The sequence below is a fragment of the Dyadobacter psychrotolerans genome (genome assembly GCF_004349265.1).
Lineage (GTDB): Bacteria > Bacteroidota > Bacteroidia > Cytophagales > Spirosomataceae > Dyadobacter > Dyadobacter psychrotolerans.
In genome coordinates, this window is sequence record NZ_SMFL01000003.1 from 870,678 (window position 1) to 895,462 (window position 24,785).

Sequence of the window (24,785 nt, forward strand, 5' to 3'; positions counted from 1 at the left end):
TCTGTTGTTTTATTTACATAAATTTACTGTTTTCTGCAGTAAAATATTCCGCTTCATCCTTCTTTTAAGTTTTTCCCTAGTACTTTTATTGTCTGAATAACATTTCTGCATTAAAGCATTTTTACTAAATGACCCCCAAACACTTTTTCCGAAAACCTGTCATTGTGATAGCACTGGCTACACTTGTCGTGGTGTCTTGTATGAAAATGTCTCCGTCCGGTTCTACATCTAAAACAAACAGCACACCGCTGGTTATTAGAGAAGATGCCGCAACGGGCAAAGCGAGAGCGAAAGAAATCCGCGAGAAGACTTCAATTAAACTGGCTGATGGTTTAAAACTTGATCTTTGGGCATCTGATTCTCTTGCTCCTGATCCCGTTTCGATATCCGTTGATGACCAGGGCCGTGTGTATCTGAACCGTACAAATCGTCAGAAAAACTCTGAATTTGATATTCGCGGACACCGTAACTGGATGACTCAATCCATTGCGATGCAAACGGTAGAAGACCGCCGTGCATTTCTCCGCAGCACATTTGCTCCTGAAAAAAGTAAGGAAAACGAATGGCTGAAAGATCTGAACGGGGACGGAAAACATGACTGGCATGATTTAACCGTGGAGAAAGACGAAATATGGAGATTGGAAGATACCGATAATGACGGAATCGCCGATGTATCCATGCGCGTTCTGAACGACTTTTTTGAAGAAGTTTCCGATGTTGCCGGCGGTGTACTCGTTCGTGCAAAAGACGCGTTTGTTGCTATTGCTCCCGATCTTTGGAGACTAACTGACACAAACAATGATGGGATATACGATAGAAAAACTTCTATAAGCCATGGTTATGGCGTACACATCGGTTTTGGTGGCCACGGGATGTCCAACCCGATCGAAGGTCCGGATGGAAAGATCTACTGGAACATTGGTGACATTGGCGCCAACATTACAACAGCCGAAGGTGTAAAACATGAACATCCTAATTCAGGTGTCATTGCGAGATCCAATCCGGATGGTAGCAAGTTTGAAATTTTTGCAGATGGATTGCGTAACACCCACGAATTCGTATTCGACGAATATGGGAATTTGATCAGCTCTGATAACGATGGTGACCACCCGGGAGAAAGCGAAAGACTTGTTCACGTTGTGGAAGGCTCCGACGCCGGCTGGAGGTCGAACTGGCAGTACGGAAAATATACCGATCCTAAAAACAACAGTTATAAAGTGTGGATGGATGAAAAACTGTACGTTCCACGTTGGGAAGGCCAGGCAGCCTACATCATTCCTCCAATCCAGAATTTCCACAATGGCCCGACCGGAATGCAGTACAATCCCGGAACAGCTCTTGGTAAGGAGTGGAAAAATAAATTTTTCCTTGTTGAATTTGTCGGAAACCCGGCACGTTCGCCGATCTGGTCGTTTGGTCTGAAGCCAAAAGGAGCATCTTTTGTTTTGGATGGAGAAAAAAACATTCTCAGCGGAATCCTGCCAACGGGTATCCGTTTCGGTCCTGATGGCGCGCTTTATGTGGCAGACTGGATAAATGGCTGGGATGCGAAAAATTATGGCCGTGTCTGGAAACTGGATGTAACCAGTGACAAAAACGACCTGAAAGAACTTCGTGAGACAACAAAACGTCTGATGCAGCTTGATTACCCCGCACAGACAGACGATATGCTTCTCACTTTGCTTTCGAATCCAGATATGCGTATCCGGTTGAAATCTCAGTTTGAACTGGCTACAAGGGGAGCAAAAGGTGCGGCAGTATTGAGTAAAGCAATCGCCCAGACAGGCAACCAACTTGCGCGTATCCATGGAATATGGGGAATGGGACAGCTTGCCCGCCAGGACAAGGCTTATGCAAATACTATGCTTGCTCTTTTAAAAGATTCGGATGAAGAAATCACTGCCCAGGCTGCTAAGGTTTTAGGAGACGAACTGATTGCCGAAGCAGGACCCATGCTGATTCCAATGCTTTCTAGTAAAAATCCGCGCGTTCAGTTCTTCGGAGCACAGGCGCTTGGAAGGATTCATCACAAAGAAGCTGTTGCTCCTTTGCTGGAAATGATCAAAACCAATAACGATACGGATGTTTATTTAAGACATGCAGCAGTTTTAGCATTATCCCGGATCGGTGAAGTTGAGCCAATTGTAGCGTTAGCGAATTATTCTAATAAATCACTTCGCACTGCGGCAGTTCTGGTATTGCGCAGAATGAAAAATGAGAAAGTGAGTTTATTTTTGCAGGATAAGGATGAATATATCGCTACTGAAGCAGCAAGAGCAATTAACGATGATCTTTCTATTCCTGCCTCTCTACCGGCGCTGGCTGCAACATTAACAGAAAGCCGTTTTAGATCCGAACCTTTACTCAGACGTGCGGTTAACGCTGCCGTAAGAGTGGGCGGTGACAAACAGCTTGATGACCTGATCGCTTTTGCTAAAAAGAAAAATGTAGACAAAGAACTTCGTGCAGAAGCTCTTGCTGCTTTGGGAACGTGGGCCAGTCCTTCTGTAATGGACCGGGTTGATGGCCGTTATCGCGGTGTGGTTGAGAGAAACCCAATGGTTGTGAAAGGAAAAATTCAGCCTGTTATCGCTGATTTGCTTGCCGATGACGATACAGAAATTCTTATCGCAACGGCTCAGATGCTTACCAGCCTTGGTGTATCAGACAACAATGCCGCACTTGCCAAAATCCTGAATAACAGCAAAGATCCAAAAGTGCGCGCTGCTATGCTTATTGCACTCAATGATTTGAAATACTCAGATATGGAATCGGTGATGAAAAAAGGAATGACCGATCCCGATGCTGATGTCCGCACAGCAGCGCTTGGAATGGTTGGAAGTGTTACCATGTCCAAAGAAGCACTTACTGACATTTCGAATGTTATTTTTGAAAAAGGAAGTGTAAAAGAACAACAGCAGATGATGAAAGTTTTAGGAAATCTTCCTGTTGCAAAAACGGAAACAATCTTTGGTGGCCTGATCGATAAAATGTCAGGCAAACAATTGCCTCCAAGCCTTGCACTCGACTTGGGAGAAGCAATTGATTCAACCAAATCATCAGCTTTAATCGCTAAACTGGCTCCATTCCGTAAAACTGGTGAAACCGCTGCTGACTATCAGGATGCCCTTTTTGGAGGAAACGCTCAGCTTGGACGCCGTTATTTCATGACAAGTTCCGCTGCTGAGTGTGTTCGGTGCCACTCAATAGGCGGACAAGGCGGCGAAGTTGGTCCGTCACTTTCAAATATCGGAAACATTCTTAGTCGTGAGCAGATTCTTCAGGCCCTCGTAGAGCCAAGTGCCCGAATTTCTCCGGGATTTGGAATGGTAATCCTGACGCTAAAAGATGGTGAAACAGCCGCAGGAATTCTGACAGCTGAAAATGAACATGAACTGGTGCTTAAAACCTCGGAAGCAGAACCACTAAAAATTGCGGTAGGAAGAATTGCGAAACGCGATAATGTTCCGTCGAGCATGCCTCCAATGGGTAATATCATGTCCAAAAGAGAAATCCGGGATGTGGTTGAGTTTCTGTCCGGTTTGAAAAAATAAAATACTTTTTTTAGAAAAGAATCCGGGTCTTGTGATCCGGATTCTTTTTGTATTATACAAGAAAAAAAATAAAGAGTTATATTTGATACAGAATCTATATTCAGAAAATCATGAAGGAGGTTATTTTTACTGTTGAACAGGAAGATGATGGGAGTTTTATTGCCGAAGCCAAAATAAACGAAAATGAGCAGATAATAACCGAGGGAATCGATTTGGCAGAGTTAAAACTCATGATTAAGGATGCTTTGGAATGTCACTTTGACAACCCGTCGGATATGCCGACAACTGTTCGGCTGCATTTTATAAAAGAGGAAATTTATTCAATTTAACTTTGCTCTCCATTATTATGATTCCAAAAAATCTTAGTGGTCCGGAGCTTCTTAAAATTCTTGCTCCATTCGGCTACGAAGTTGTTCGTCAGAAAGGAAGTCATATTAGAATCAAGACAAATCGTAATGGCTCTCATTCCGAAACGATTCCAAACCACAAACCACTTCGGGAAGGAACGCTTCATAAAATATTAAAAAATATCGCAGATCATTTTGGAATGAAAAAACAAGATCTGGAAAAACTTCTTTTTGATAATAAATAACTTTCCCGTCTTTGTAGAGGCAATAATCTTTTAACTGGCACGAATTTTCTGCCGGATAAAATCATATTTATTTGATTAGAATTAACCGGGGCAATTTAACTTTAAGCTTCTTATGTCAATCAGATAAAGTATTACAACAACTCATCAAACTAAATGGAACTGGATAAAAAAGATGCTGAAGTCGTCAATAAGGCGATCCAATTTTGGGAAAGCAGCAGTAAAATAACGCCTGACCTCGCCGAAGAATTACGAAAAAGCTATCAGGTCCGGAATTCGAATGTTGATGCTGTTGCCATTTATGCACTTATTTCCGCGATTTCCTGTGGGTTACTTGCTTTCGGTTCACTTGTAATTGATGAGAAGTGGATTGAGTTATTAAGAAAAAAATGGGGTTTTTCAGAAACCATTGTCGGGATTGGATTTAGCCTCCTTGCTTTGTTGTTTGTTGTTTTAGCCAAAAGAAAAAAGGCAAAATCTCCGGATGCACCGGCCAGCAATGAAACCTATAACATTACGATTGCATTAACCATCGGTGTTGCCATCACGTACTGGACACGCAGTTTTGCTAACTTCGGCGGAAATTATGCGCTGCCTCTTTTACTTGCTGCGGTTGCCTATGGAATTGTAGCAGTACTTTTGGAATCAAAACTTTTGTGGCTTGTTATGATCGTTTCTCTGGCAGGATGGTGGGGTGCTCAAACGCATTACTGGTCTGGCGGGAATTACCGGTTCGCCGGGATGAATTATCCTTTACGTATGACCGTTTTCGGACTGGTAATCTGGGGATTTTCCTGGATTGTCGGCAAGGTAAAATCACTTCAATTTTTTGCCGATTCAACCTATTCAACAGGTCTGCTTCTCTTTTTGATAGCAGCCTGGAGTCTTTCCGTATTTGGAAATTATGATGATCTGGATGCATGGACTACAATCAAGCAAAGTCATTTTTGGTATTGGTCGCTCGGATTTACACTTGTACTGGCCGGTATGATCGCTTTTGCATTTCAAAATGGCAATGATACCCTCAGGGACCTGGCACTCGTTTTTTTCCTTCTGAATATTTACACCCGTTACTTTGAGTATTTTTGGGATAGAACCAACAAAGGGATTTTCTTTGCGATTCTGGCACTCTCCTTCTGGTTTGTTGGCAGGAAAGCAGAACAATGGCGAAGCAAGGAAAAGAAAACAGCTTAAAATTATATGGCAGAGAAAAGGCAAATCAGGCAAAAGGAAAAAGATTTAATTGAATTTCTTTTACAAAAGTTAAATCTAAATCCTGACGACCATCAAGTCGATGAATTTGTAGACGAATACGAAGGAGGGAAAATGGGCAGTATCAGTTTGGGAGGTGATGCTGATGCCTACGCGGGTGACTTGATCCAGGTTGAATACGTTGACTCAGATCAGACGCCGGTGGTGATCACACTCACAAAAGATGAAAACGGGCGTTTATTGGACCTCGATTTCTGGAAAGTCGATTTTTCTAAATTACTTGAATATCCCGTGCCTGAAAAAATCATTTTCGGAGCGGCTTCGGATATTTAAAAAAGCGTATTAAATTTTGAAACGATGTGCACACGGGCTTCGTTTTGAAACTGCTCCGGCGACTGCCCTGTATGTTGTTTAAAAAACCTGCTGAAATAGGGTCGATCCTTAAAACCTAAATCGTATGCAATTTCCTTGATTGTATTTTCACTGTGAATAATCTGCCTTTTTGCTTCCATCACAATTCGGTCATGAATGAGCTGCATACCGGTTTTATCCAGTTTTTCTTTCAGGATCTGGTTTAAACGCTTCGAGCTGATCCCTAATTTCCCGGCGTAAAAATCAGTATTTCTTACCTGCTGATAATTCATTTCCAGTAATACCATAAACTCATAAACCCGTTTCTGGTTGATGTCCTGCACTGTAAAATCCTGCTCTTTTATTCGGACCAACTGAAGAAGAAACACTTTCAGCAACGCTTTGATAATAATCAGACTATTGTTTTCTCTCTGATATTCCTCATTCATTAAGTCGTAAACTTTTCCAAGCTGTGCGGCCGTTTCTTTATCCAGCTGCAAACAGGAAAATTCACCCTGAATGTTAAATATCTTAAACACATCCAGCAGAAATTCTTTTACATCGTCATCAAGAATATCCCGCTTGAAGGAAAGCAGAATTCCCTTTTTACCTGCTTTATTGAGCTGATGTACACGATACGGCGGAATCAGGTAAATCCAGTCACCTTTCAATGTCACATCTCCACCTTTGATGGTGTGAAGTGCATTTTCATTTTTCAGCCATACAATTTCGAAAAACTCTTTCCGGCTTGGATCGTTCAGATAACTCGGCGGACAGTTTGCCAAATCCCGGATGTATATCAGTGTCCTGTTCAGTTCAAGACTTAGCTTTGATTCTTCCATTTTATTATCATATTCCGAATTAGATACCAAAATTAGCAAATAATGCAATTTGTTTATTCAGAATTGGCAAATAGTACAACATATCGCGCTGATTGTATAACCTATACCGAACTTGATACAGGTACCTTTGACAGCAGAAATTCAGGACAAATCAACAAACCTTAATGATTTTAAATAACGTAGATAAGCAACCAGGAACTGATCTCAAAAAGGATATACAGTCAAACCTCGAACTGATTCTTAATGAAAACAGGCAACTGGCTGCCAAACTTGATTATAACCAGATCGCAGAGATTATTCCTTTTATCCAAAATGCTGACAGGATATTTATCATCGGTGCCGGAAGAACCGGCCTTGCCCTGAAATCGACCGCAATGCGGCTGATGCATTTAGGATTTAACGTTTTTGTTGCCGGTGAAATAATTACTCCGGCCATTGAAAAAGGCGATTTACTGATTGCAGGTTCAGGCTCAGGAACTACCAACAGCATAGTGAGTGCCGCCGAAAAAGCGGTGAAAGCGGGAGCACAGGTAGTTACTCTTTCTGCAACAGCTGAATCTCCTCTTGCAAAGTTATCCGATCTGGTCGCGATCATTCCCGCTGCACAAAAACAGGATCACGGTTCTACACTATCAAACCAATATGCCGGAAGTTTATTCGAACAGGCGGTTTTGCTGCTTATGGATGCCATCATACAAACGTTGTGGTCGCTCGAAGGAACACCTGCCGAAGAATTGTGGAGGCGTCACGCGAATCTGGAATGAAAAAAGTACTGAGTCGTTAGTTAACAGCAAAGCGACCATTAAAAAAAGGACCAATAAACTGAATACCAATAATTTATAATTAATTAAAATACAATCATGGCTAAATTACAAGTCGCAATTGACTTATTGACAACGGAAGAGGCGCTGGCATTGGCAACAAAAGTTGCTCCTTACATCGACATTATTGAACTGGGAACACCGCTTATAAAAAGTGAAGGTCTGGCTGTGATTACAGCAATGAAAAATGCATTTCCTGACAAAATTGTTTTTGCTGATTTCAAAACGGCCGATGCGGGTGAGTTGGAAGCAGATATGGCTTTTAAAGCCGGTGCAGATTTGATCACCATTTTAGGAGCAACCGGTGACGCAACAATTATCGGAGCTGTGAAGGCCGCAAAAACCCATGGCAAAGGTGTAGTTGTGGATACAATCGGAGTCACTGACCGTGTGAAACGTGCGCAGGAAGTAATTGCATTGGGCGTTGAATTCGTGGAGCTACACGCAGGTTTGGATGAGCAGGCTCAGCCGGGATATTCTATTCAGGTATTGATCGACGAAGCTTCCCGTGCAGGTGTACCTGTGTCTATTGCGGGTGGTGTAAAGTTGAGCAACATCGCTGCCGTAAAAGCATCAGGTGTGAAAGTAGCCGTAGCCGGTGCTGCCATTTACGGTGCTGCCGATCCTGCCGCTGCTGCCAAGGAATTGCGTGAAGCATTGGATGCAGCTTAATTTTTAAATTTTAAGACTTGGAAAGACTTTAATTCGGGGACGCCTAGTCGGGGACACCCAGTCTTTCCAAGTCTATTTATTACTAAATATTAGCTATAAACGGAGCCTTACGGATGTATTGATCATCGTCCAACTGCCCAATTAAAAATCCGGCAATATCCGCAGCGTAAATTTTCTTCCCCGGCGAATCCTGTAGGCTAACTGCCATTTCTTTCCTGTCTTCTGTAAACTCAATAAAAGGTACCCTCACCAGCGTCCAGTCCGCATTACTCTCGGCTAAAATTTGAAAAGATTTTTGTCTGTCCTCATGGATCAGAGGAAAATTTGATTTCATCCATTCCGTGGCGGCGATGGTTTCAGATCCCTTTTTATCCAATGGCGTATCCACATTTAGTCCGGCAACTGAAATGTAACGGGTAAAAGGATAGTTACTCTTTTCCACGGCGTCCAATATATTGCTCGTCGCCCGGCTGGCCACCAGAGGCTCATCTTTCCGTTGCCCTTCCGTGCTGATCACTGCTGCGCAATCCGCCAAAAGCATTCTGACTGCATCATAATCCAACACATCTCCCTGGACAATTTCAAAGTTGGGATTTTCAGAAATCGTATTGGTTTCGGGATTTCTGAGAAGAAGTTTAAGGTGATATCCTTTTTCTAAAAGTTGTTTTACAACATATTTACCAGTCCGGCCTCCGCCACCGATAACAGCCATTTTATGATTCTTTTCCATTTTCTAATTTGTAAAATATAAAATACGAGATATGTCCAGGCTTTTATAAAGTCCGGAATTGCAGTATATTAAAACTTACTGCAGGAAAGATTTCGATATTTTACAAAGAGATTAGAATGTGACGAAGTTAACTTTTTTTGCTGAATGATGGCAAAAAACCTTACATCCTGATCGTCATTTCATTTAGCTATCTTTGTCAAGAAATAAAACCTATCCACGTAATTAATTATCAATGGAAGTTAAAGACAGTAACGGGACACTGCTTGCCGATGGCGATTCAGTAAAACTGATCAAGGATTTGAAAGTAAGGGGCAGTTCTGCAACGCTAAAAAGAGGAACAGTCGTGAAGAGTATCAGGCTAACCGATGACGCGGAAGAAATAGAAGGCAAGGTAGAAAGAAGCGTAATGGTTTTGAAAACGATGTTTTTACAAAAAATGTAAATGATGTGAATGAAAAAGACCCGGCTGTTTAGGAAGCTTATTCTCAAATAGCCGGGTCTTTTTTAAAACGTAAACTGTTAACCTAAAACAAAAAAACTCCTTTACTTCTTCCCAAAAGAAAAATTCATTGTCGTCCCAATCCTGAAAACAGTGTGTTTGTATTTGAATCCTTCAAAACTGTTGGCAACTTCAATACGGAAAGGAAAGCGAATTCCGACATCCAAACCATATCCAAGTTCTCCATAATTATTGGAATCAGGAGTAGCCAGATAATGGGCAAAGAAATTCTCCTTGATTCCCATCACACGAAACCATGTAATTTGGGTCAAAAGAAATTTACGCAGTTCACTTAAAACATGAACTTCAACAAACTGTTTTGAAGTACTGTAACGGTAATAATCCAGCATCCTGAAAGTACCTACCGGATCGCCATACTGGAAAAAGAACTGGTTACCCGCAAAATGCTGAAAATCCGGAAACTGAACCACGTTATCGTTCAAAAATGCACCAGCCGCAATTTTATAACTCAGTTTACTTCGTACACCGGTTTCAAAACCATGCGCAATGCCTACCTGGACAAAATCGTAATCCACATCACTTCCAAAAGCGCCGCTGATTCCTTTGCGGTAGTTGACAGAAAGTTTTGGCGAATCATCATCGTAGAAAGTTGTTTTACCTTTTCTGATTTTGTACTTCTGCCATGGCTTGTAAGATGCAGATAAACCAATTGCCAAAGCCTGATGAGGCTGCATTTCCGGCGTTACATTCCCTGACTCATCCGCCAGTTCCTGATTGAATGGGACATTAGACGTAAACTCCCGCTTTTTCCAATCGATCCATTGATATCGGTTAGGATTTGTCACATTTTGCAGCGCACTTCTGTCCGCATATTCAACACTTGCTTTTAATTCAAAATGTTCGTTTGACCGATCGGTTTTAAAATCGATACGGGCAAAATTCTTTTGATAAATTTTCATAAAATTCTGCTCAAGAAATAAGGTTGTCAGGCTATTCAGGATCGGATTCATAGGATGTTCGGAACTGAACTGGGATACCGTTTGACCTGCTGTCACGTTGATCATATTTCGCTTCCATCCATAGTCGACGCCGCCTGTTGCCATTAATTTATTTCTGGCAAAAGAATAGCGCGTAAGTCCGTTGATAGACAACGTCCCGGGTTGTCTGCCGGAAGAATACTTCACCCCGCTTGTTGAAATTCTTAGTTCATCAGGAGTTTTCTTTGTCTGCGCACCTTTGCGATAATTTAACTTAAAGCCACCGCCATTCAGTACCAGCCCCTCCACGGTATTAACCTGCATTCCCCAAAGCGGACTCACATATTCCAGTCGCCAAGGGCTTTTTTTACCTAATCTGAACGTATGTCCGGTAAACAAATCACCTATAAATCCCGAACCGCCCTTGTTGTTTACTTTCCTGGTTGAATCGGGGCCTGCCACTTTTAAACTGTCTTTTTGTTGTTTCGTTCCCTGTTGAATAACTACGATACTGTCAAGACGGGTGTAACTCTTTAATTCTGCTATGGTCAGCGGTACGGTACGGATCGAATCCCAGAAAGCCGTAGTTCTCCTGCTTGCCAGGGGATCAACCGAGGTAGAATCGTTCCGGGTAAAATTAAGATCCACATCCTCTCCTTTTTCTTCTTTTGCTTTCAGATCCTGTTTCTCATATTCCTTCATCATTTTCCGCAGATTTTTCGCAGAAAACTCCTTCTGCTTGCTCACCATTTCTTCCAGCTTCCCGCTTTTGATCTCACGATTTGAAAGCTTCACACGTTTGACTTCTTCTTTTTCTTTTTTACTATCCAAAACAACGATATCCGGCTGAAATGCAGGATTGACTTTTAGCTTGGAAAACGTTTGAGAAATAACCAGATCGCCCTTGCCTTTCAAACCATAAATTCCGCCCTGAACATGAAACTGCTGATTGATAGGCATCCATACATTTTGTACCGGACTGTAGACCTGCTTGATGTCAATATTAAAACCTGTATTTACCGTTTGAAGATCAAGGCTGTAAATTCTCCATTCGCCTTCAATAATGTGGATAATCCCTTTATAAACACCTTCTCCATATGAACGTGGCACAACTTTGATCTTATTTACCTCAATACCATTTTCCCGGAAAGCACCCAGATATTCGAATTTATAATAGGTAAAAGCTCTTGGTGAAAGCGGCGATACAGCCTTGACAACTTCCGGCTGGTAAAAGCTCGTCAGGAAATAAGCATTCGCATCCGCAAAATTCTTGTCCTGGCTATTACGCGCTGCAATGACGCGCTGTTTGTAAGAATTAGGCTGGCGAAAGGTAACTTCCGAAACGCTTTCATTCAAAATCGGAACACCTTTTTTGAAGTTGGATTCCTTCTCAATGGCTTTCAATTCTTTTTTATACAAAAACTCCATTGGAAGATCAGTAATCACAAACGACGACTTGCTGTAAGCTTTGGCGGTATAACTTTCAACCTGTAAAAAATGATAACGGCTTTTGGCAATCGCCCGGCGCATGATCGTGTACGCAGGATCTTCTTCTTTACTGCCAATACGCACTTCTCCAAGATTGACGGCCTGTTCCTCCATCGTTACATCAAAGGTTTCCATTTTATTTTCAATGGTAACCGCCTTCATTCCGGTTTTAAAGCCAAGATACTGGAATACGATTTCATAATAACCCGGTTTCAAATCAAGCTGATATTTACCTTCCTCATTGGAGATCGTACCAATTTCAGTTCCTTTAACGGCAATTGCCGCAAAGGGTAACGGATCGCCGCCTTTGGTTTTAATAATACCTGTCAACCCTGAAATAGATTTCACCGGCTGGGCAAGGGTAGCGGAAAGAAATGCAAAAATGAAGAGTATGGCTAAAGGGTAACGCTTACGCATATATGTTTTTGTAAAATGTAGTAGCAGCTAATTTAAAAAAAATCCCGGTGTTTCATACGAGATGAGAAAACCCGGGAATAGGTTGCTTTACTATTTCAGAAATATTCGGATGCAAAAGACATGAGCCAAAGCCCTCAGTTGGGTGGTCGTTGCCCAAACAACTCTACCCCAGACTGAAGTCTGGGGTGTAAGACAATTCAAAGTAACGGCTATAGCCATAGTGGCAGTTAGAACAGCCTCGCCTATAGAGTTTTCGCTTTAATCAGTATATATTCAACCTTACCCTTTTTACCAAAGGCTGAGATTTGAGAGTATTTTTGATAGTTGTCCCATTGTTTCAGCTCATCACTATCGACAACAGGTTTTATATTTTCCTTTAAATTTAATAAGCCAAGAATTACGCGATCTGCAAATTCAACATCTGTCAGATTTTTGATCATAATTCTGTCTGCAATTTCATTTATAAAGATGATCTCTATCTTACCCTCTTTATAAATCATTTTGGGGCATTTTTCGCAGTTTGCGGCATCATCACGGAAATAGCTATCCAGCGTCCCTTTTCCTAAAACTGCCTCTACTTCCTGCTCATTGCGAAAGGCCACCTCGCTCAAATCAAGTTCAACCGTTACAGGTGCATTTTCATCATGCTCTCTTAAAACATAAAATTTTATAAAAATGGCCAGCAAAATAATGACTATTCCTATCAGCTTCCAGTTGTACCACTTTCTTTTTGTCGTAACATTATCCATGAGGATGGTTCAGTTTTTTAATATTAATAAATGAATACAGTTCCCACTAAGAATATCATGCCATTCTTTCTAACCATCGGTTTCGAAAATTAAGCCGCTAAGATGGAAGTCCCGTTATCAAATTATAACAACCTGAATCTCACCGAAGCAACCACTTTGCAAAATATCCTAAGGGAAAAACAAAATCTGCATTCGCTAACCAAATCGATCCGGACAATCGCAGGGGCTGATATTTCCCTTAACCTTTACAGTGATATCGTCTGTGCCGGAATCGTCCACCGGTATCCGAGAGGAATGAAACAATCGGTTTTGCACTCAGAAGCAAAAACAATGTAAAGCCTATTTTTATCTCTCCCGGCAACGGCATGAATACCGAAGACAGCATGGCAATTACGCTGCGTTGTTTAGGAAAATACCGCCTTCCTGAGCCCACCCGGCATGCACACGATTTTGTAAACCGTTTCAGAACCGGGGAGTTACAGGAAGGTTGTCATGACATTGGTCAAATGCGTTTGTTTTGAAGTTTTGTCAGATCAGGAAACTCCTACGGAGTTATGTTATTTCTTAATTAACGCTTTTCTGTAAACAGGGAGCTCCTTCGGAGCTTTATGGAATCAACATTATCATCTGGTAGTGCTACGTAGTAGCAACCAGTTTGTAGAAATGCACACGTCGGATAAAGGATTTGACTCCGTAGGAGTCTCCTGAATTTCTGACAAAAACCTATTTTAGACTCCTGTCAATTTCATTCAGCAAATAATGCTTCGGATCGGAATCGTATTCCCAGAACATGACACCGCCCATTTTATTGACCAAAACATATTTACACTTTTCCCGTACCGACTCCTCATCTTCATAACTGATAAGCTCTTTCGTTTTCTCATTTACCAGATAAGGAACCTTTGCAACCTCATCGCGGTATGCTTTGAAACCTTTTTTATTTACCAGACTATCCTTGATGGTCGTGTAGCCATGAAAATATTCCTGAGCGGATTGTTTTTGACCAAGTCCTTGCCGTAATTGCCCGGCAACGGTAAATTTACGGCTGTAAAATGGCAAACCCATCACCAGTTTCTCCACAGGCACACCTGCTTTTACAAATGCTTTCACTGCCACATCAGCCGATTTTGAAGTTTTGTATTTATCGCTTGAATACAAACTCGCATGATGCACAACGGTATCACCCTGAAAAAGATCGTAGGTCATCAAATTTATAAAATCAAGATACTGCTGCGCTTTACCCATTTCAGTCACGTCCAGCCACTCCACAAAACCCGCTACTGCTGTAGTCAGCAATTTAGGTTTACTGCTTTCTTTTTGAAATACATCCAGTTCCTTTCTTATTGCCTCGAACATTAGTGTATAATTTTGCTTGTCTTCCGGGCGAAATACATTTCCTTCTTCTCCGGCCATTCCGGGATATTCCCAGTCAATGTCTACGCCATCCAGGTTATATTTTCTTATAATTTCAACCGAACTTTTTGCAAACACTTTCCTTGATGAATCAGTAAGAACAGCATTTGAGAAATTCTCGCTCCATGCCCAGCCACCAATTGAAATAAGGATTTTAAGATCAGGATTTTTATTTTTTAACAGATTGAGTTTTCTAAAATTTGTCGAATCCGTTTTTTCATTTGTCAGGAAAGCTTTTCCATTTTTAACATCCACAAATGCGTAATTAATGTGCGTCAGTTTATTCGCTTCAATGTTATCCACATCCAGCAATCCGTGAAAACCGCCCACATAACCAATTACCACCGGACCGGATTTTGTTTCTTCTGTTTTTTGCTCGGCCCTACAGCCCGACAAAAACGATGAAACCGTGAGAAATATTCCAAAAAGGAATAATTGATTTTTGACGTTCAGGAATGACAGCATACGGGAAAAGGGAAGTGTTAGAAATGAGAATTCCTGCAAAAATAACAGCATCCTGATGTGAACTGTAATTTTTGCAGGAATTAGATAAAAAGAGTTGGTTTGGAAGAATTAAGCCTGATGCATAGCTTCCAGTTTTTCAATCACTTTACCCATATCAATACCTTTTCCCATCACGCCTTTGAAAAGATCACCCTTTTCTTCAACACGTTTCAGCATATTTTTTATCGTAAAATCTTTCGGACTTAAACCATGTTTTACTTCACTCCATTCCAGCGGAGCAGAAACTGTCGCACCCGCTTTTGGACGTACGCTGTAAGCAGAAGCCAATGTTTGACCGATCCTGTTTTGAAGGTAATCGACATATATCTGATTTTTCTTTCTTTTTGAAAGCGAGCGTTCCAGTGTTGTAATTTTGGGCAATCTGTCCGTCACGATCGTTGCAATAATTTCTGCAAAATCCCGACTTTCGTCATAATTATATTTTTTATGAAACGGAATATAAATATGCAATCCGCTGGATCCTGACGTTTTGCAATAACCTGTCATTCCCGTTTCGTCCAAAATATCCTTTATTACCAATGCAACGTCCACTACATCTTCAAATGTATTTTTATCCGAAGGATCAATGTCCATCACGATATAATCAGGATGTTCCAGGTTGTCGATGGTGGAATTCCACGGATTCATTTCAATACAGCCCAGATTGGCAATGTAAAGCAAACTTTCCAGATCATTGCAAACCAGGTAATTGACCATTTTGTCCGTCGACTCGGAATATATTTCCTGTTTTTTGACCCAGTCCGGAGCAGAATCTCCGGCATCTTTTTGAAAAAATCCGTTGTCTTTAATGCCGTTGGGATTACGTTTTAAAGACAATGCCCGATTTTTGAGATAGGGTAAAATGTATGGAGCGATTTTGCTGTAATATTCCAGTAGATCACCTTTCGTAATATCGTCATCCGGCCAGTAAACCTTATCCAGATTTGTCAGTTCCGCGTGTTTTTTCATGATCTGGATTTTCTATGTTTTTCGATATCGTACTTTTTGTCGACGGCATATTCATCTTTATGTTTGATGAGCAGCCAGTTGTCTCCTTCTTTCTTAAACTTTACTAAAACAAAACCACCTTCCAGTTTTTTGCCTTTCATGAAAATTTTCAGTTCACCTTTTTTTAAAGCTGCAAGTGCCTGTTTCTCAGTGATTTTTTCAAGCTCTTCATTTACCGGAAAGAACATGCCTTCGTCCCAAACCTCAACCTCCCCGGCTCCATAGTTTCCTTCTGGAATTGTTCCTGAAAAATCGATATAATCGACCGGATGATCTTCCACCATCACAGCCAGGCGCTTGTCCGTTGGGTTCATCGAAGGTCCTTTAGGAACTGCCCAGCTTTTTAGTACACCGTCCAGTTCCAGCCGAAAGTCATAATGAAGACGGGTTGCATCGTGGCGCTGTACCACAAAACGGAACTGATTCTCTTTTCCTGCTTTTCCTTTGGGCTCGGGCGTGTCCTTAAAATCACGCTTTTTATTGTAGGTTGCCAGTGCTGTCATGACGCTTTTCGTTTGGGAGCATTGAGACTTTCTTTTAACTGAGCCATCAGATCACGGCTTTTCGAATGGACAATTTCCATCTTAGGCGTAGTTGTCTTCTTACCTTTTGCCTTAGCCATAATCAGTTTAAGCAGTTTATCATTGTAGGTATCCTTGTATCTTGCAATATCGAAATCCGTGGTAAGCTGCTCAATAAGCTGGATCGCCATGTTCAGTTCTGCAGGCTTTATCTTTACATCAGGTACTTTTAACTCCTCCGTATCACGTATTTCCTGAGCGAAACGAATTTTATTAAGGATCAGAAAGTCGCCAATAGGCTTTATCAAAACCAAACTCTCCCTGTTACGAAGCACATAAGTTCCGAGTCCGGCTTTTCCCGTTTTTTTCAGCGCATCACGAAGCAAAGTATATGGTTTTACACCGGATTTTTCGGGCTGCAGATAGTATGGAGTTTCGTAATAAATACTGTCGATTTCCTTTTCATCGATAAATTCTGCGATTTCGATAAGTTTCGTTTTTTCAGGACTGGCTTTTTCAAAATCACTATCGTCAAGCACCACATAACTGTCTTCGATTTTATAACCGCGCACAATATTATCCCACTCGACTTCTTTGCCGGTATTCGCGTTTACACGCTGGTATTTGATGTTTGCTTTATCCTTTTTATCCAGCATGTCCAGATCCAGTTCGCTTGCCTGGACTGCGCTGAAAAGTTTGACGGGGATGTTAACCAGGCCAAATCCGATAGCCCCTGACCATATTGCTCTCATATATTTTCATGTGAAAAGTAGCCATAAAATATTATGAGTTAAAGCATTAAAAATCCGTGCCGTACGAAATTTAGAATGCCACGGATGCACGAATAGAAATGTGTTTGGGGTTAGCTCACTATTGTCCTAACCAATTCTTAAAAGGCCCCATCCTTTCCCGGCTAATGAGAATATCATTGTCGGCGCAGTTTTCCAGATGAATTTTTAGACGGCTGTTGGAGTAGGTAAATACCTCTTTTATTGCAGAGATCGCGCTGATGTATTTACGGTTTAAGCGAAAAAAATGTTCTGGATCAAGCATGCCCTCTACCTCATCCAGCGTGTAATCGATGATAAATTTCTTACCAAGCCTGGTTTGTAGAAATGTTACTTTATCCTCACTAAAAAAAAAGGCAATTTCCTGTTTATCGATTGTCTGAATCCGTTCTCCGACTTTAACAAGAAACCGGTTTTTAAAGGTTTTTGGTATTGGCTGAAGTAGATGTTTTATCTGATCCAACGTTACAGAGGGCTGTTTTCTGCCCGACTGAAATTTATTCAGCGCCCGTTCAAGTTCCTCCGGATCGACTGGTTTTAACAGGTAATCGATGCTGTTTAGCTTAAATGCTTTGATCGCGTACTGATCATAAGCTGTACAGAAAATGATTGGCGAGTTCACCTTTATTTTCTCAAATATTTCAAAGCTGATACCATCTGCCAGCTGAATATCCAGAAAGATCAAATCCGGCTCAGGATTATTTTTCAGCCAATCGGTGGCGGAAGTTACCGTATCAAGATTACCATAAATTTCACAAGCCGGTAATTGTTGTTTAACAAGCGTGATCAGGCGTTTTGCCGCCAGGTTTTCGTCTTCTATGATGAGGATTTTCATTTTTAGCAATTAGCTGATAGTGATTAGCTTTTAGCAGGTCATTCCCATTTAAATTTGCTGGTTCAATCTTAATATTGGTAAACGCACAACAAAAGAACCATTTTCATCTTCCACCTTCATATTTTCGTTGCTTAACAATTCGTACCGTTTCCTGATATTGGAAAGACCAACTCCTGCTGATTCTTCCGGAAGACTGCTTTTTATCTGAAGATTATTTTTTACGACGACAGCATTTCCTTCCAAAGCAATTTCAATTCTTAAAGGATTGGCCATCGATGCAACATTATGTTTAATGGCGTTTTCTAGAAGGAGCTGTAAAGACAAAGGCGGCAAAAAGCCTGATTCATTCTTTTCAACAGAAATACTGTACTGTAACCCTTCCTCAAACCTGATCTTTTGTAGTGCCAGATAGTTCTCCGCAAACTCAAGTTCTCTTTCCAGTGACACCAGCTCTTCCTGCTGAACATCAAGAACATACCTGTAAATTTTAGAAAGCTGCCTGATAAATTTTGCAGCCGTATCTGCGTTGTCATAAACAAGATTGCTCAGTACGTTCAAAGAATTAAACAAAAAATGCGGGTTAAGCTGATCCTTTAACGATTGATATTGTTGGGCATATCTTTCGGTTTTTAGCTGTTCTGCTTCAATTGCCGCTTTCCGCCATTCAATTAAAAATGATCGGCTGATCAGAATTGCCGAAATAAGCAATGCCCATTTCATGGGCATTTGGGTATCTGAAATCAACTCATTCCAAGGCAAGGTTGCAATTGTATATGATTGCCTGATATACAAAACGAAAAGCACTATCAATACATAGCTTGCGCAGAAGGAATAAATCATGTAACAGAGAGTCTGCAAAATCAATCGTTTTGCAGGGTAATGTATCCATGGAAGTTTTTTGTTGAAATAGTGTTCAAGCCTGGAACTACCATAACTCAGGGCGACGGATATGAAGAAAGAGATCAGAAAGCTTTGCCAAATTTGTTCAAGTCCGCTTTGTGAAAAATAACAATACGGACAAAACGAAAAAGTGATCAAAAATGCAATTAGAACGTTCGTCAGGAAGAAACCTGGCGAAAAATTCCAAAATTCACTTTTTGCATTGTTCTCAGGAATGGACATGAGGCACAAGTTATGAGATAATGAAAAGGTTAAGTAACAAACATAAGATCAAATTATCAGACTCTGGTAACTTCTATTTACAGCCCTTCACCATATTTTCCGCCAGCGGCTTTCCCCAGGTTGGCTGCAAAGCTACTTCCAATGCGTCTTCGTTTTGGGAATTAAAAACGGCCAGACTTTCTTTTGCCAAACCGCAGGCTTTTTCGGTTCCGTTTCCAAAGAATTTTGACAGACCGTATTCCATTTGACTCATCAAAATCAGCGCTCTTGGATTTTTGCTATCCATCGTTAGTGCTTTCCCGAAAGTTCCCATCACTTGTCCGGAAAGACTTTGTCCTCTGCTGCCGGGATCGGCACTTACTTTTGCCATCAAAATAAATCCCTGAACAGTTACGATCTCCGCGTTATTGGGTGATAAAACATCTGCTTTGTTAATCAGCTCCTCCGCTTTTGCCAGGGCCGCATCTTTCAAGTCCAGAGATAAAGATTTATCCAATCCGATGAAAGTATAAGCCAGTCCCTGATAATATAATGGCTGCCATTCTTTTGTATTCAGTTCTGCGATGCGGGCAAATGCGTTGGCGGACGATTGTAACTGGTTTAAAGAATCGGTCGAGATCAACGTCGCAATTTCTTTTTTCATTACCTTTTGGTAAGGTGTTTCCTGGGCAGTAACAATCGAAATTGTGATCAGAAATACGGCGATAACAGAGAATAGCTTTTTCATTTTGTTTAAATTTTATTGATTGAAAATGATTTTTGATTTATAAATTATTCAGTTGGTTGGCATTTCTGTCCTTCGAAAGGGTTATAAACAGACCGATAAAGGCAAATCTTTTCGCTCCCTGCCCAACTGGCAGGCTCGCATAATTCCCCTCCGCCCCAGGCTGACTTGCATAACGATAACCGAAGATATTTTCCCGCCCTAAAACATTTGAGCAGGCTGCATGCACGATTACGTTTGGTCTTGGCAGCCAGCTCCAGCTAAGACTGAGGTCACTGTACATTTTGGTTTTGTTCTGCATTTCACCGGCTAAGTTGGGATTGGTGTAGGTGTATCCGCTGTTCCACGACCAGGAAGTTCCGAGCTGCGATTTAAGCTTACCCACGAAATGTTTTACTACTACCGAACCGTTGTGTTTTGGTGCGAAGGATGGTTGTATTAGGCTTTCATAAGCAGCAAATTTGCGTTTGCTGTCCACGAAACTGTATGTGATCCAGAAGTCAGTTCCTTTCACCGTTTTTTTGTCCCGGTAAAAAAAGTCAACGCCTCTTGCATATCCTGAGCCGTTCTGCCCGATTTTTTGTGGTTCACGCGTTGTGCCGGAGTATGTGACCAGGTTGTCGTAGATTTTGTAAAATGATTCGGCGCGAAAGGTTCTGTTATTATTAACCAGAAAATAATTCAGGATGTAGTGCGTCGCTTCCGTGTTTGCCAGATTGGTTTGCAAAACCCTTAATTTTTCGTCGGGCAGCTGTTTGAATTTTCCTGCTGCAAAAGAAAGCTGTCCCTGTTTCAATTTGTAGGCAAGAGAAAATCGGGGTGTCAGCCAGTACTGTTTTGCCAATATGCTGTATCCGCTTCTGAGCCCTCCGACGGCGATCAACCTGTTACTGAAATAATAACTTGCCTCTATAAAGTGATTAAACTGATGATCTTTAATGTCACGCTCCTTACTTTCATTTAACAAAGCTTCCGAGTAAGATTTCACGTACCATTCCAATCCATTTTTAAGTGCAAAACCGGGTGTAAAATCTTTTGTAGCAACAAACTTTGTATGAACCAGCTGAGTAACCTGGCGAACGGGAGTCTGATCCAGACGAATAGCATCCCTGTTGTGAGAGAAAGCAGCGCCGCCACTGAAAAACCAATTATTCCCACCCGAATGACGAAATGATACATTTCCATAAGAATAGCTGTTATCCAGTTTAACCCTTTGCCCCCGTCCCTCCGCCCCCGGCTCCTTTTGCCAGATCGTCATTCCGCCGCCTTCCGTATGAAAGTAACCTTTGATAAAACCGGCCTTTCCCCATTTTTGTTTTAACGATATTTCGCTATCCCAGCCAGACGGACTTTTTCCCCAGTCAAATTTTTGTTTCACAACAGCCTGATAGGGAGCGAGATTAAAATAGTTGGCAGAAGCTGTGAGCGCATTTTTCTTTCCAACCAAGGTCTGAGTATATCCACCGCCCAAGGTCATGATACTCAAATCACCCTGATTCCGCAATGGCATATCCAGTGAGTTAAGTGCCAGGGCAGACGAAAGCGCCTGACCAAATTCCGCGGAATAGCCGCCAGTGCTAAAAAATGAGCCCTTGAAAAGATTCGGACTAAAACGGGTGCGGGTCGGAACATTGGAAACTGTACTACCAAAGGCATTACCGACCTGCAGACCATCTATGTAAATTGAAGTTTCCGAAGCACCTCCTCCTCTAACAAACAGTCTGCCGTCATTACCAACGGTAGATGTTCCTGGTAAAGTCAGGAAAGCAGCGGTTATATCTCCCATGGCACCTGATGTCGTTAGAATGTCCAAAGGTTTCAACACAACCGCCTTTTTCTCATCACTGGCTTCCATGGCACCTGCGGTGATGGTAACCGCGGTGAGAAGGTTAATACTTTCACTTAGAGAAATATTTACTATTAAAGGCTGGGCCGCACATTCAACTTCACTCTCTTTTGCTTTAAAACCTATGGACTGAATGACCAGAATCTGTTTTCCTTTTTCATCTGTACTAAATTGAAAGCTGCCGTTCAGATCAGATGAAGAACCGTCGTAGGTACCTTTTATGTAGATATTCGCTCCCGGAATTACAATGCCTTTCTGATCCGTTATTTTGCCGGAAATACGGGTTTGCGCTGAGGAAGCAAGAACAGTGAATAAAAGAAGTGAAGTAAAAATCGTTTTCATATCGCTCTTTGTTTGTGTCAAATTTGAGCAGAAACAGAAAATCTTAAAATTGAAGTTTACCGAAGTTCAGAATTGGTAAGATGAAATGCAGACATTGGATGACGGAGAAAATTTTGTTTGTGGAGAACACGCTTCAATGCATTTTCTTGTAACCTACAAAATCTCAAATTGAGAAATTTTTATCACCGAATTGTCCTATTAATTCCACTGCTATAATTTATTTTTCAAATTTTTATTAAAAGTTTATAAATGACTTGTAATGAGATAATTAATTTTATACATTCATCTGTAAATCGATCATTTTCGGATCACCGATTGTTTATACGGAGTCCAGGGGTGCGTGTCTGGCATGTTTATTTATTCTATCCTGTTAAATAACAATTTCTCAACCGGACCGAATTTCTAAATAACAACACTCATGATAGCAACACTTGGTAATGACGCGGCAATTAATTTGAAACCAGGCGCAATTTTAACGGTTACAGGTGCGCATGACGAAACAGACGCAAAAAGAGAGGTATCTGATTTTCTTTTATCAAGCCAAAGAGATGATCTGGGTTACTTTCTTATTTCAAAAGACTATTTCTTGTTGTATTTAAAATCAGGAAGTCAGGTAGGCGGAATTGCATAAAGTATTCAATTTTAAGCATGCAAATTAACATGGTACAATCAGGTACATTTAAACTTTTGGGTCAAAAGCTTATTAGCATTATCATTCATAGAGAAGACGTAGTCAAAGTATTACCGATCAAAAGAGGTCGCGGATCGATTATTTATCTTAAAAATAAGGTCCCGTATACAGTGAGTGAAAGTGAAAGAGAAGTATACAAAAAACTAAATTTGCTTTCAGCATAATCTGGAGATTCAACAACAAACAAGATATTTCAGGTCCGGATAAAATCCGGGCCTTTTTTGCTAAAGATCTGGATATTTCGCAGATCTTACCAGGGAGCCGAACCTGCTCCGGCCTATCACTGTTATCAGCATCAGGTAAAATGTAGCACCATGTTCCGTTCTGATGTCTAAAAAAACATACTTCTTTCTTATTCTTATTTTAGGCAGCTTAACAGCGTTAGGACCTTTTTCAATTGACATGTACCTGCCAGGCTTTCCGGCCATTGCACGTGACCTGCATACCACAGCAGCAAAAGTTTCTCTGTCCCTATCAGGTTTTTTTATTGGCATTTCACTGGGTCAGCTTTTGTACGGACCGCTTCTTGACCGGTTCGGCAGAAAAAAACCGCTATTTATCGGCTTGCTTGTATACATAGCCGCATCAGCCGGCTGCGCTTTTTCAACAAGTATTAATGGATTGATTTTCATGCGTATTATTCAGGCGATCGGAAGCTGTGCCGCAGCTGTTGCCTCCATTGCCATGGTGCGGGATCTTTTTCCGGTTAAGGATAATGCAAAGGTATTTTCACTTCTGCTGCTGGTTGTAGGTGTTTCACCCATGATCGCACCAACGGTTGGCGGCTACGTGACCTCCGCGTTTGGCTGGCAATCCGTTTTTCTAATCCTTACAGGAATGGGCGTCGCTATTTTGATTTCCACCTTTCTCTGGCTGCCCGATAGCTACAAACCCGATAAAATGCTTTCTCTGAAACCAAAACCAATTTTACTCAACTTTTGGGCAGTGCTCCGTGAGCCCCAGTTTTATACCTACGCGCTTACCGGTGCCATCGCATTTGCAGGTTTGTTCGCTTATGTCTCAGGTTCACCGCTGGTATTTATGGAAGTATTTCATACGGACGAAAAAGTTTACGGATGGATCTTCGCTTTCCTGTCAGTAGGATTTATTGGTTCAAGCCAGTTGAATACGCTTTTCCTTCACAAATTTACAAGTGAGCAAATCGTGAATTTCGCTTTGATATGCCAGGTAATTGTGGGATTTACTTTTCTGGCCGCAGCACTGAATGGCTTGCTGACTTTACCTGTAACAATTGGATTTTTATTCCTTTTCCTTTGCTGCATCGGTTTTACCAATCCCAATGCCGCAGCACTGTCTCTGGCACCATTCTCGAAGAATGCAGGGAGTGCATCTGCAATGATGGGGGCCGTTCAAATGGGAATGGGAACGCTTATTTCTGTTTTGATCAGTATGTTTGAAGTGCCTTCCGCAACGCCGATGGTAGCTGCAATGGCAGGTTCGGCTTTAATCGCTTTGATGGTATTATTCATTGGAAGACGCAACATAAAAGAACCTGTTGAGATACAACAGGGTGCCGATGCGGGATTTGTGCATTAGATTTATTGAGCAGGAAAAGTTTTGTAAACGTCACCCCGTGAAGCAATCATGACTACAATGATATCCGGTTTTACATACTCAATCCCAATTCTGTAACTTCCTACACGAATCCGATAATAGCTCTGCCCTTTTTTTGGCCTTCCATTAATTTATAATCAACACCGGAAGCTTCTAGACTATCTGCTTTTTTTAATTTATCAAAAACATCTTTAACACCGGACTGAACCTTTCCCGGCAGTTTCACTAATTCCTTTACAAATCTCCTTTTGTAAACTATTTCCATCCCATTTGTTTATATAACTCATCATGGGTAATGGTTTCGTCCTCTTTTCTCGAGTCCATTTCATTAATCATTAGATAATCTTCAACATCGTCACTATCAATAATAGCAACGATTTGTCTTATTTCTTCCAATGAGAAGCTTTTACGATTTTTCTTGGCCGAAAAATTGACATTGGTTAATCCAATCTTCCTAGCGATATAATCATTTCTGTAACCGGACACTTCGATAAGCTTTCCAATATTGTCAACCAGATTTTCGTAATTGTTTACTATTTCAGCTATCATATCTG

26 protein-coding genes are annotated in these 24,785 nt (G+C 41.3%); 12 read left to right on the forward strand and 14 right to left on the reverse strand.

What is annotated here, in order from left to right; all coding sequences use genetic code 11:
• Positions 1-128 precede the first annotated feature (128 nt).
• The 5 genes from E0F88_RS11470 (at position 129) to E0F88_RS11490 (ending at position 5,688) form a co-directional block, all read left to right on the forward strand.
• Positions 129-3,554: a DUF7133 domain-containing protein gene (locus E0F88_RS11470; protein ID WP_131958366.1), complete on the forward strand. Its 3,426-nt coding sequence runs from the start codon at positions 129-131 to the stop codon at positions 3,552-3,554.
• A gap of 110 nt (positions 3,555-3,664) precedes the next feature.
• On the forward strand, positions 3,665-3,883 hold the full coding sequence (locus tag E0F88_RS11475) for a 2-oxoisovalerate dehydrogenase (protein ID WP_131958367.1): 219 nt from the start codon (positions 3,665-3,667) through the stop codon (positions 3,881-3,883).
• Between the two features lie 17 nt (positions 3,884-3,900).
• Positions 3,901-4,146: a type II toxin-antitoxin system HicA family toxin gene (locus E0F88_RS11480; protein ID WP_229213734.1), complete on the forward strand. Its 246-nt coding sequence runs from the start codon at positions 3,901-3,903 to the stop codon at positions 4,144-4,146.
• A 153-nt stretch (positions 4,147-4,299) separates the two neighbouring features.
• On the forward strand, positions 4,300-5,337 hold the full coding sequence (locus E0F88_RS11485) for a hypothetical protein (protein ID WP_131958368.1): 1,038 nt from the start codon (positions 4,300-4,302) through the stop codon (positions 5,335-5,337).
• A 6-nt stretch (positions 5,338-5,343) separates the two neighbouring features.
• Positions 5,344-5,688 (forward strand): DUF6984 family protein, encoded by a 345-nt coding sequence (locus E0F88_RS11490; RefSeq protein WP_131958369.1) that lies wholly within the window; start codon positions 5,344-5,346, stop codon positions 5,686-5,688.
• On the opposite strand, the gene E0F88_RS11495 is transcribed toward E0F88_RS11490, so the two are convergent.
• A complete protein-coding gene (locus E0F88_RS11495) occupies positions 5,685-6,548 on the reverse strand; it encodes a helix-turn-helix domain-containing protein (protein ID WP_131958370.1) in 864 nt (287 codons plus the stop codon). The genes E0F88_RS11490 and E0F88_RS11495 overlap by 4 nt on opposite strands.
• A gap of 164 nt (positions 6,549-6,712) precedes the next feature.
• Between E0F88_RS11495 and hxlB the strand changes: the two genes are divergently transcribed.
• Positions 6,713-7,312 carry a 6-phospho-3-hexuloisomerase gene (gene hxlB, locus E0F88_RS11500; RefSeq protein WP_131958371.1) on the forward strand — a complete coding sequence of 200 codons (600 nt, stop codon included), beginning with the start codon at positions 6,713-6,715 and terminating at the stop codon, positions 7,310-7,312.
• Between the two features lie 96 nt (positions 7,313-7,408).
• Entirely contained in the window at positions 7,409-8,041 is a 633-nt protein-coding gene (gene hxlA / locus E0F88_RS11505; protein WP_131958372.1) for a 3-hexulose-6-phosphate synthase, read from the forward strand.
• Between the two features lie 82 nt (positions 8,042-8,123).
• Here hxlA and E0F88_RS11510 read toward each other — a convergent pair whose 3' ends face one another.
• On the reverse strand, positions 8,124-8,771 hold the full coding sequence (locus tag E0F88_RS11510) for an NAD(P)-dependent oxidoreductase (RefSeq protein WP_131958373.1): 648 nt from the start codon (positions 8,769-8,771) through the stop codon (positions 8,124-8,126).
• 232 nt (positions 8,772-9,003) lie between these two features.
• Between E0F88_RS11510 and E0F88_RS11515 the strand changes: the two genes are divergently transcribed.
• A complete protein-coding gene (locus E0F88_RS11515; protein ID WP_131958374.1) occupies positions 9,004-9,213 on the forward strand; it encodes an alkylphosphonate utilization protein in 210 nt (69 codons plus the stop codon).
• 101 nt (positions 9,214-9,314) lie between these two features.
• On the opposite strand, the gene E0F88_RS11520 is transcribed toward E0F88_RS11515, so the two are convergent.
• A complete protein-coding gene (locus E0F88_RS11520; protein WP_131958375.1) occupies positions 9,315-12,113 on the reverse strand; it encodes a DUF5686 and carboxypeptidase regulatory-like domain-containing protein in 2,799 nt (932 codons plus the stop codon).
• Positions 12,114-12,355: 242 nt separating this feature from the next.
• A complete protein-coding gene (locus tag E0F88_RS11525; protein ID WP_131958376.1) occupies positions 12,356-12,862 on the reverse strand; it encodes a hypothetical protein in 507 nt (168 codons plus the stop codon).
• Between the two features lie 102 nt (positions 12,863-12,964).
• Between E0F88_RS11525 and E0F88_RS34255 the strand changes: the two genes are divergently transcribed.
• The gene (locus tag E0F88_RS34255) at positions 12,965-13,198 is read left to right on the forward strand and encodes an endonuclease V (protein WP_229213735.1); all 234 of its coding nucleotides are present in this window, start codon (positions 12,965-12,967) and stop codon (positions 13,196-13,198) included.
• Positions 13,165-13,383 (forward strand): endonuclease V, encoded by a 219-nt coding sequence (locus tag E0F88_RS34260; RefSeq protein WP_229213745.1) that lies wholly within the window; start codon positions 13,165-13,167, stop codon positions 13,381-13,383. The genes E0F88_RS34255 and E0F88_RS34260 overlap by 34 nt, the downstream gene beginning before the upstream one ends.
• Before the next feature lie 202 nt (positions 13,384-13,585).
• Here the strand turns inward: E0F88_RS34260 and E0F88_RS11535 are convergent, their stop codons facing one another.
• From E0F88_RS11535 to E0F88_RS11570, 8 genes are all read right to left on the reverse strand, one after another.
• Positions 13,586-14,791 carry a glycoside hydrolase family 18 protein gene (locus E0F88_RS11535; RefSeq protein ID WP_229213736.1) on the reverse strand — a complete coding sequence of 402 codons (1,206 nt, stop codon included), beginning with the start codon at positions 14,789-14,791 and terminating at the stop codon, positions 13,586-13,588.
• A 57-nt stretch (positions 14,792-14,848) separates the two neighbouring features.
• Positions 14,849-15,748 (reverse strand): non-homologous end-joining DNA ligase, encoded by a 900-nt coding sequence (gene ligD, locus E0F88_RS11540; protein ID WP_131958377.1) that lies wholly within the window; start codon positions 15,746-15,748, stop codon positions 14,849-14,851.
• On the reverse strand, positions 15,745-16,290 hold the full coding sequence (locus E0F88_RS11545; protein WP_131958378.1) for a DNA polymerase ligase N-terminal domain-containing protein: 546 nt from the start codon (positions 16,288-16,290) through the stop codon (positions 15,745-15,747). The genes ligD and E0F88_RS11545 overlap by 4 nt, the downstream gene beginning before the upstream one ends.
• The gene (gene ku / locus E0F88_RS11550; protein WP_131958379.1) at positions 16,287-17,060 is read right to left on the reverse strand and encodes a non-homologous end joining protein Ku; all 774 of its coding nucleotides are present in this window, start codon (positions 17,058-17,060) and stop codon (positions 16,287-16,289) included. The genes E0F88_RS11545 and ku overlap by 4 nt, the downstream gene beginning before the upstream one ends.
• A 118-nt stretch (positions 17,061-17,178) precedes the next feature.
• Positions 17,179-17,931, reverse strand: a complete 753-nt coding sequence (locus tag E0F88_RS11555; RefSeq protein WP_131958380.1) for a LytR/AlgR family response regulator transcription factor — start codon at positions 17,929-17,931, stop codon at positions 17,179-17,181.
• Between the two features lie 48 nt (positions 17,932-17,979).
• Positions 17,980-19,053 carry a sensor histidine kinase gene (locus E0F88_RS11560; protein ID WP_131958381.1) on the reverse strand — a complete coding sequence of 358 codons (1,074 nt, stop codon included), beginning with the start codon at positions 19,051-19,053 and terminating at the stop codon, positions 17,980-17,982.
• A gap of 73 nt (positions 19,054-19,126) precedes the next feature.
• Positions 19,127-19,780, reverse strand: coding sequence for a hypothetical protein (locus E0F88_RS11565; protein ID WP_131958382.1), 654 nt, complete (start codon positions 19,778-19,780; stop codon positions 19,127-19,129).
• Positions 19,781-19,817: 37 nt separating this feature from the next.
• A complete protein-coding gene (locus E0F88_RS11570) occupies positions 19,818-21,965 on the reverse strand; it encodes a TonB-dependent receptor (RefSeq protein WP_131958383.1) in 2,148 nt (715 codons plus the stop codon).
• A gap of 418 nt (positions 21,966-22,383) precedes the next feature.
• Here E0F88_RS11570 and E0F88_RS11575 point away from each other — a divergent pair, with 418 nt between their 5' ends.
• Both E0F88_RS11575 and E0F88_RS11585 read left to right on the forward strand, forming a co-directional pair.
• The gene (locus E0F88_RS11575) at positions 22,384-22,596 is read left to right on the forward strand and encodes a hypothetical protein (protein ID WP_131958384.1); all 213 of its coding nucleotides are present in this window, start codon (positions 22,384-22,386) and stop codon (positions 22,594-22,596) included.
• A gap of 387 nt (positions 22,597-22,983) precedes the next feature.
• Positions 22,984-24,213 (forward strand): multidrug effflux MFS transporter, encoded by a 1,230-nt coding sequence (locus E0F88_RS11585; RefSeq protein WP_131958385.1) that lies wholly within the window; start codon positions 22,984-22,986, stop codon positions 24,211-24,213.
• Positions 24,214-24,313: 100 nt separating this feature from the next.
• Here E0F88_RS11585 and E0F88_RS11590 read toward each other — a convergent pair whose 3' ends face one another.
• Both E0F88_RS11590 and E0F88_RS11595 read right to left on the reverse strand, forming a co-directional pair.
• A complete protein-coding gene (locus E0F88_RS11590; RefSeq protein WP_131958386.1) occupies positions 24,314-24,496 on the reverse strand; it encodes a hypothetical protein in 183 nt (60 codons plus the stop codon).
• Positions 24,487-24,780 (reverse strand): hypothetical protein, encoded by a 294-nt coding sequence (locus tag E0F88_RS11595; RefSeq protein WP_131958387.1) that lies wholly within the window; start codon positions 24,778-24,780, stop codon positions 24,487-24,489. The genes E0F88_RS11590 and E0F88_RS11595 overlap by 10 nt, the downstream gene beginning before the upstream one ends.
• Positions 24,781-24,785: the final 5 nt, after the last annotated feature.

What these genes read in the sequence shown, in the direction of transcription:
- E0F88_RS11470 (WP_131958366.1), top strand. Translation starts at nt 129, where the DNA reads ATGACCCCCAAACACTTTTTCCGAAAACCTGTCATTGTGATAGCACTG.
- E0F88_RS11475 (WP_131958367.1), top strand. Translation starts at nt 3,665, where the DNA reads ATGAAGGAGGTTATTTTTACTGTTGAACAGGAAGATGATGGGAGTTTT.
- E0F88_RS11480 (WP_229213734.1), top strand. Translation starts at nt 3,901, where the DNA reads ATGATTCCAAAAAATCTTAGTGGTCCGGAGCTTCTTAAAATTCTTGCT.
- E0F88_RS11485 (WP_131958368.1), top strand. Translation starts at nt 4,300, where the DNA reads ATGGAACTGGATAAAAAAGATGCTGAAGTCGTCAATAAGGCGATCCAA.
- E0F88_RS11490 (WP_131958369.1), top strand. Translation starts at nt 5,344, where the DNA reads ATGGCAGAGAAAAGGCAAATCAGGCAAAAGGAAAAAGATTTAATTGAA.
- E0F88_RS11495 (WP_131958370.1), bottom strand. Translation starts at nt 6,548, where the DNA reads ATGGAAGAATCAAAGCTAAGTCTTGAACTGAACAGGACACTGATATAC.
- hxlB (WP_131958371.1), top strand. Translation starts at nt 6,713, where the DNA reads ATGATTTTAAATAACGTAGATAAGCAACCAGGAACTGATCTCAAAAAG.
- hxlA (WP_131958372.1), top strand. Translation starts at nt 7,409, where the DNA reads ATGGCTAAATTACAAGTCGCAATTGACTTATTGACAACGGAAGAGGCG.
- E0F88_RS11510 (WP_131958373.1), bottom strand. Translation starts at nt 8,771, where the DNA reads ATGGAAAAGAATCATAAAATGGCTGTTATCGGTGGCGGAGGCCGGACT.
- E0F88_RS11515 (WP_131958374.1), top strand. Translation starts at nt 9,004, where the DNA reads ATGGAAGTTAAAGACAGTAACGGGACACTGCTTGCCGATGGCGATTCA.
- E0F88_RS11520 (WP_131958375.1), bottom strand. Translation starts at nt 12,113, where the DNA reads ATGCGTAAGCGTTACCCTTTAGCCATACTCTTCATTTTTGCATTTCTT.
- E0F88_RS11525 (WP_131958376.1), bottom strand. Translation starts at nt 12,862, where the DNA reads ATGGATAATGTTACGACAAAAAGAAAGTGGTACAACTGGAAGCTGATA.
- E0F88_RS34255 (WP_229213735.1), top strand. Translation starts at nt 12,965, where the DNA reads ATGGAAGTCCCGTTATCAAATTATAACAACCTGAATCTCACCGAAGCA.
- E0F88_RS11535 (WP_229213736.1), bottom strand. Translation starts at nt 14,791, where the DNA reads ATGCTGTTATTTTTGCAGGAATTCTCATTTCTAACACTTCCCTTTTCC.
- ligD (WP_131958377.1), bottom strand. Translation starts at nt 15,748, where the DNA reads ATGAAAAAACACGCGGAACTGACAAATCTGGATAAGGTTTACTGGCCG.
- E0F88_RS11545 (WP_131958378.1), bottom strand. Translation starts at nt 16,290, where the DNA reads ATGACAGCACTGGCAACCTACAATAAAAAGCGTGATTTTAAGGACACG.
- ku (WP_131958379.1), bottom strand. Translation starts at nt 17,060, where the DNA reads ATGAGAGCAATATGGTCAGGGGCTATCGGATTTGGCCTGGTTAACATC.
- E0F88_RS11555 (WP_131958380.1), bottom strand. Translation starts at nt 17,931, where the DNA reads ATGAAAATCCTCATCATAGAAGACGAAAACCTGGCGGCAAAACGCCTG.
- E0F88_RS11560 (WP_131958381.1), bottom strand. Translation starts at nt 19,053, where the DNA reads ATGTCCATTCCTGAGAACAATGCAAAAAGTGAATTTTGGAATTTTTCG.
- E0F88_RS11565 (WP_131958382.1), bottom strand. Translation starts at nt 19,780, where the DNA reads ATGAAAAAGCTATTCTCTGTTATCGCCGTATTTCTGATCACAATTTCG.
- E0F88_RS11570 (WP_131958383.1), bottom strand. Translation starts at nt 21,965, where the DNA reads ATGAAAACGATTTTTACTTCACTTCTTTTATTCACTGTTCTTGCTTCC.
- E0F88_RS11575 (WP_131958384.1), top strand. Translation starts at nt 22,384, where the DNA reads ATGATAGCAACACTTGGTAATGACGCGGCAATTAATTTGAAACCAGGC.
- E0F88_RS11585 (WP_131958385.1), top strand. Translation starts at nt 22,984, where the DNA reads ATGTCTAAAAAAACATACTTCTTTCTTATTCTTATTTTAGGCAGCTTA.
- E0F88_RS11590 (WP_131958386.1), bottom strand. Translation starts at nt 24,496, where the DNA reads ATGGAAATAGTTTACAAAAGGAGATTTGTAAAGGAATTAGTGAAACTG.
- E0F88_RS11595 (WP_131958387.1), bottom strand. Translation starts at nt 24,780, where the DNA reads ATGATAGCTGAAATAGTAAACAATTACGAAAATCTGGTTGACAATATT.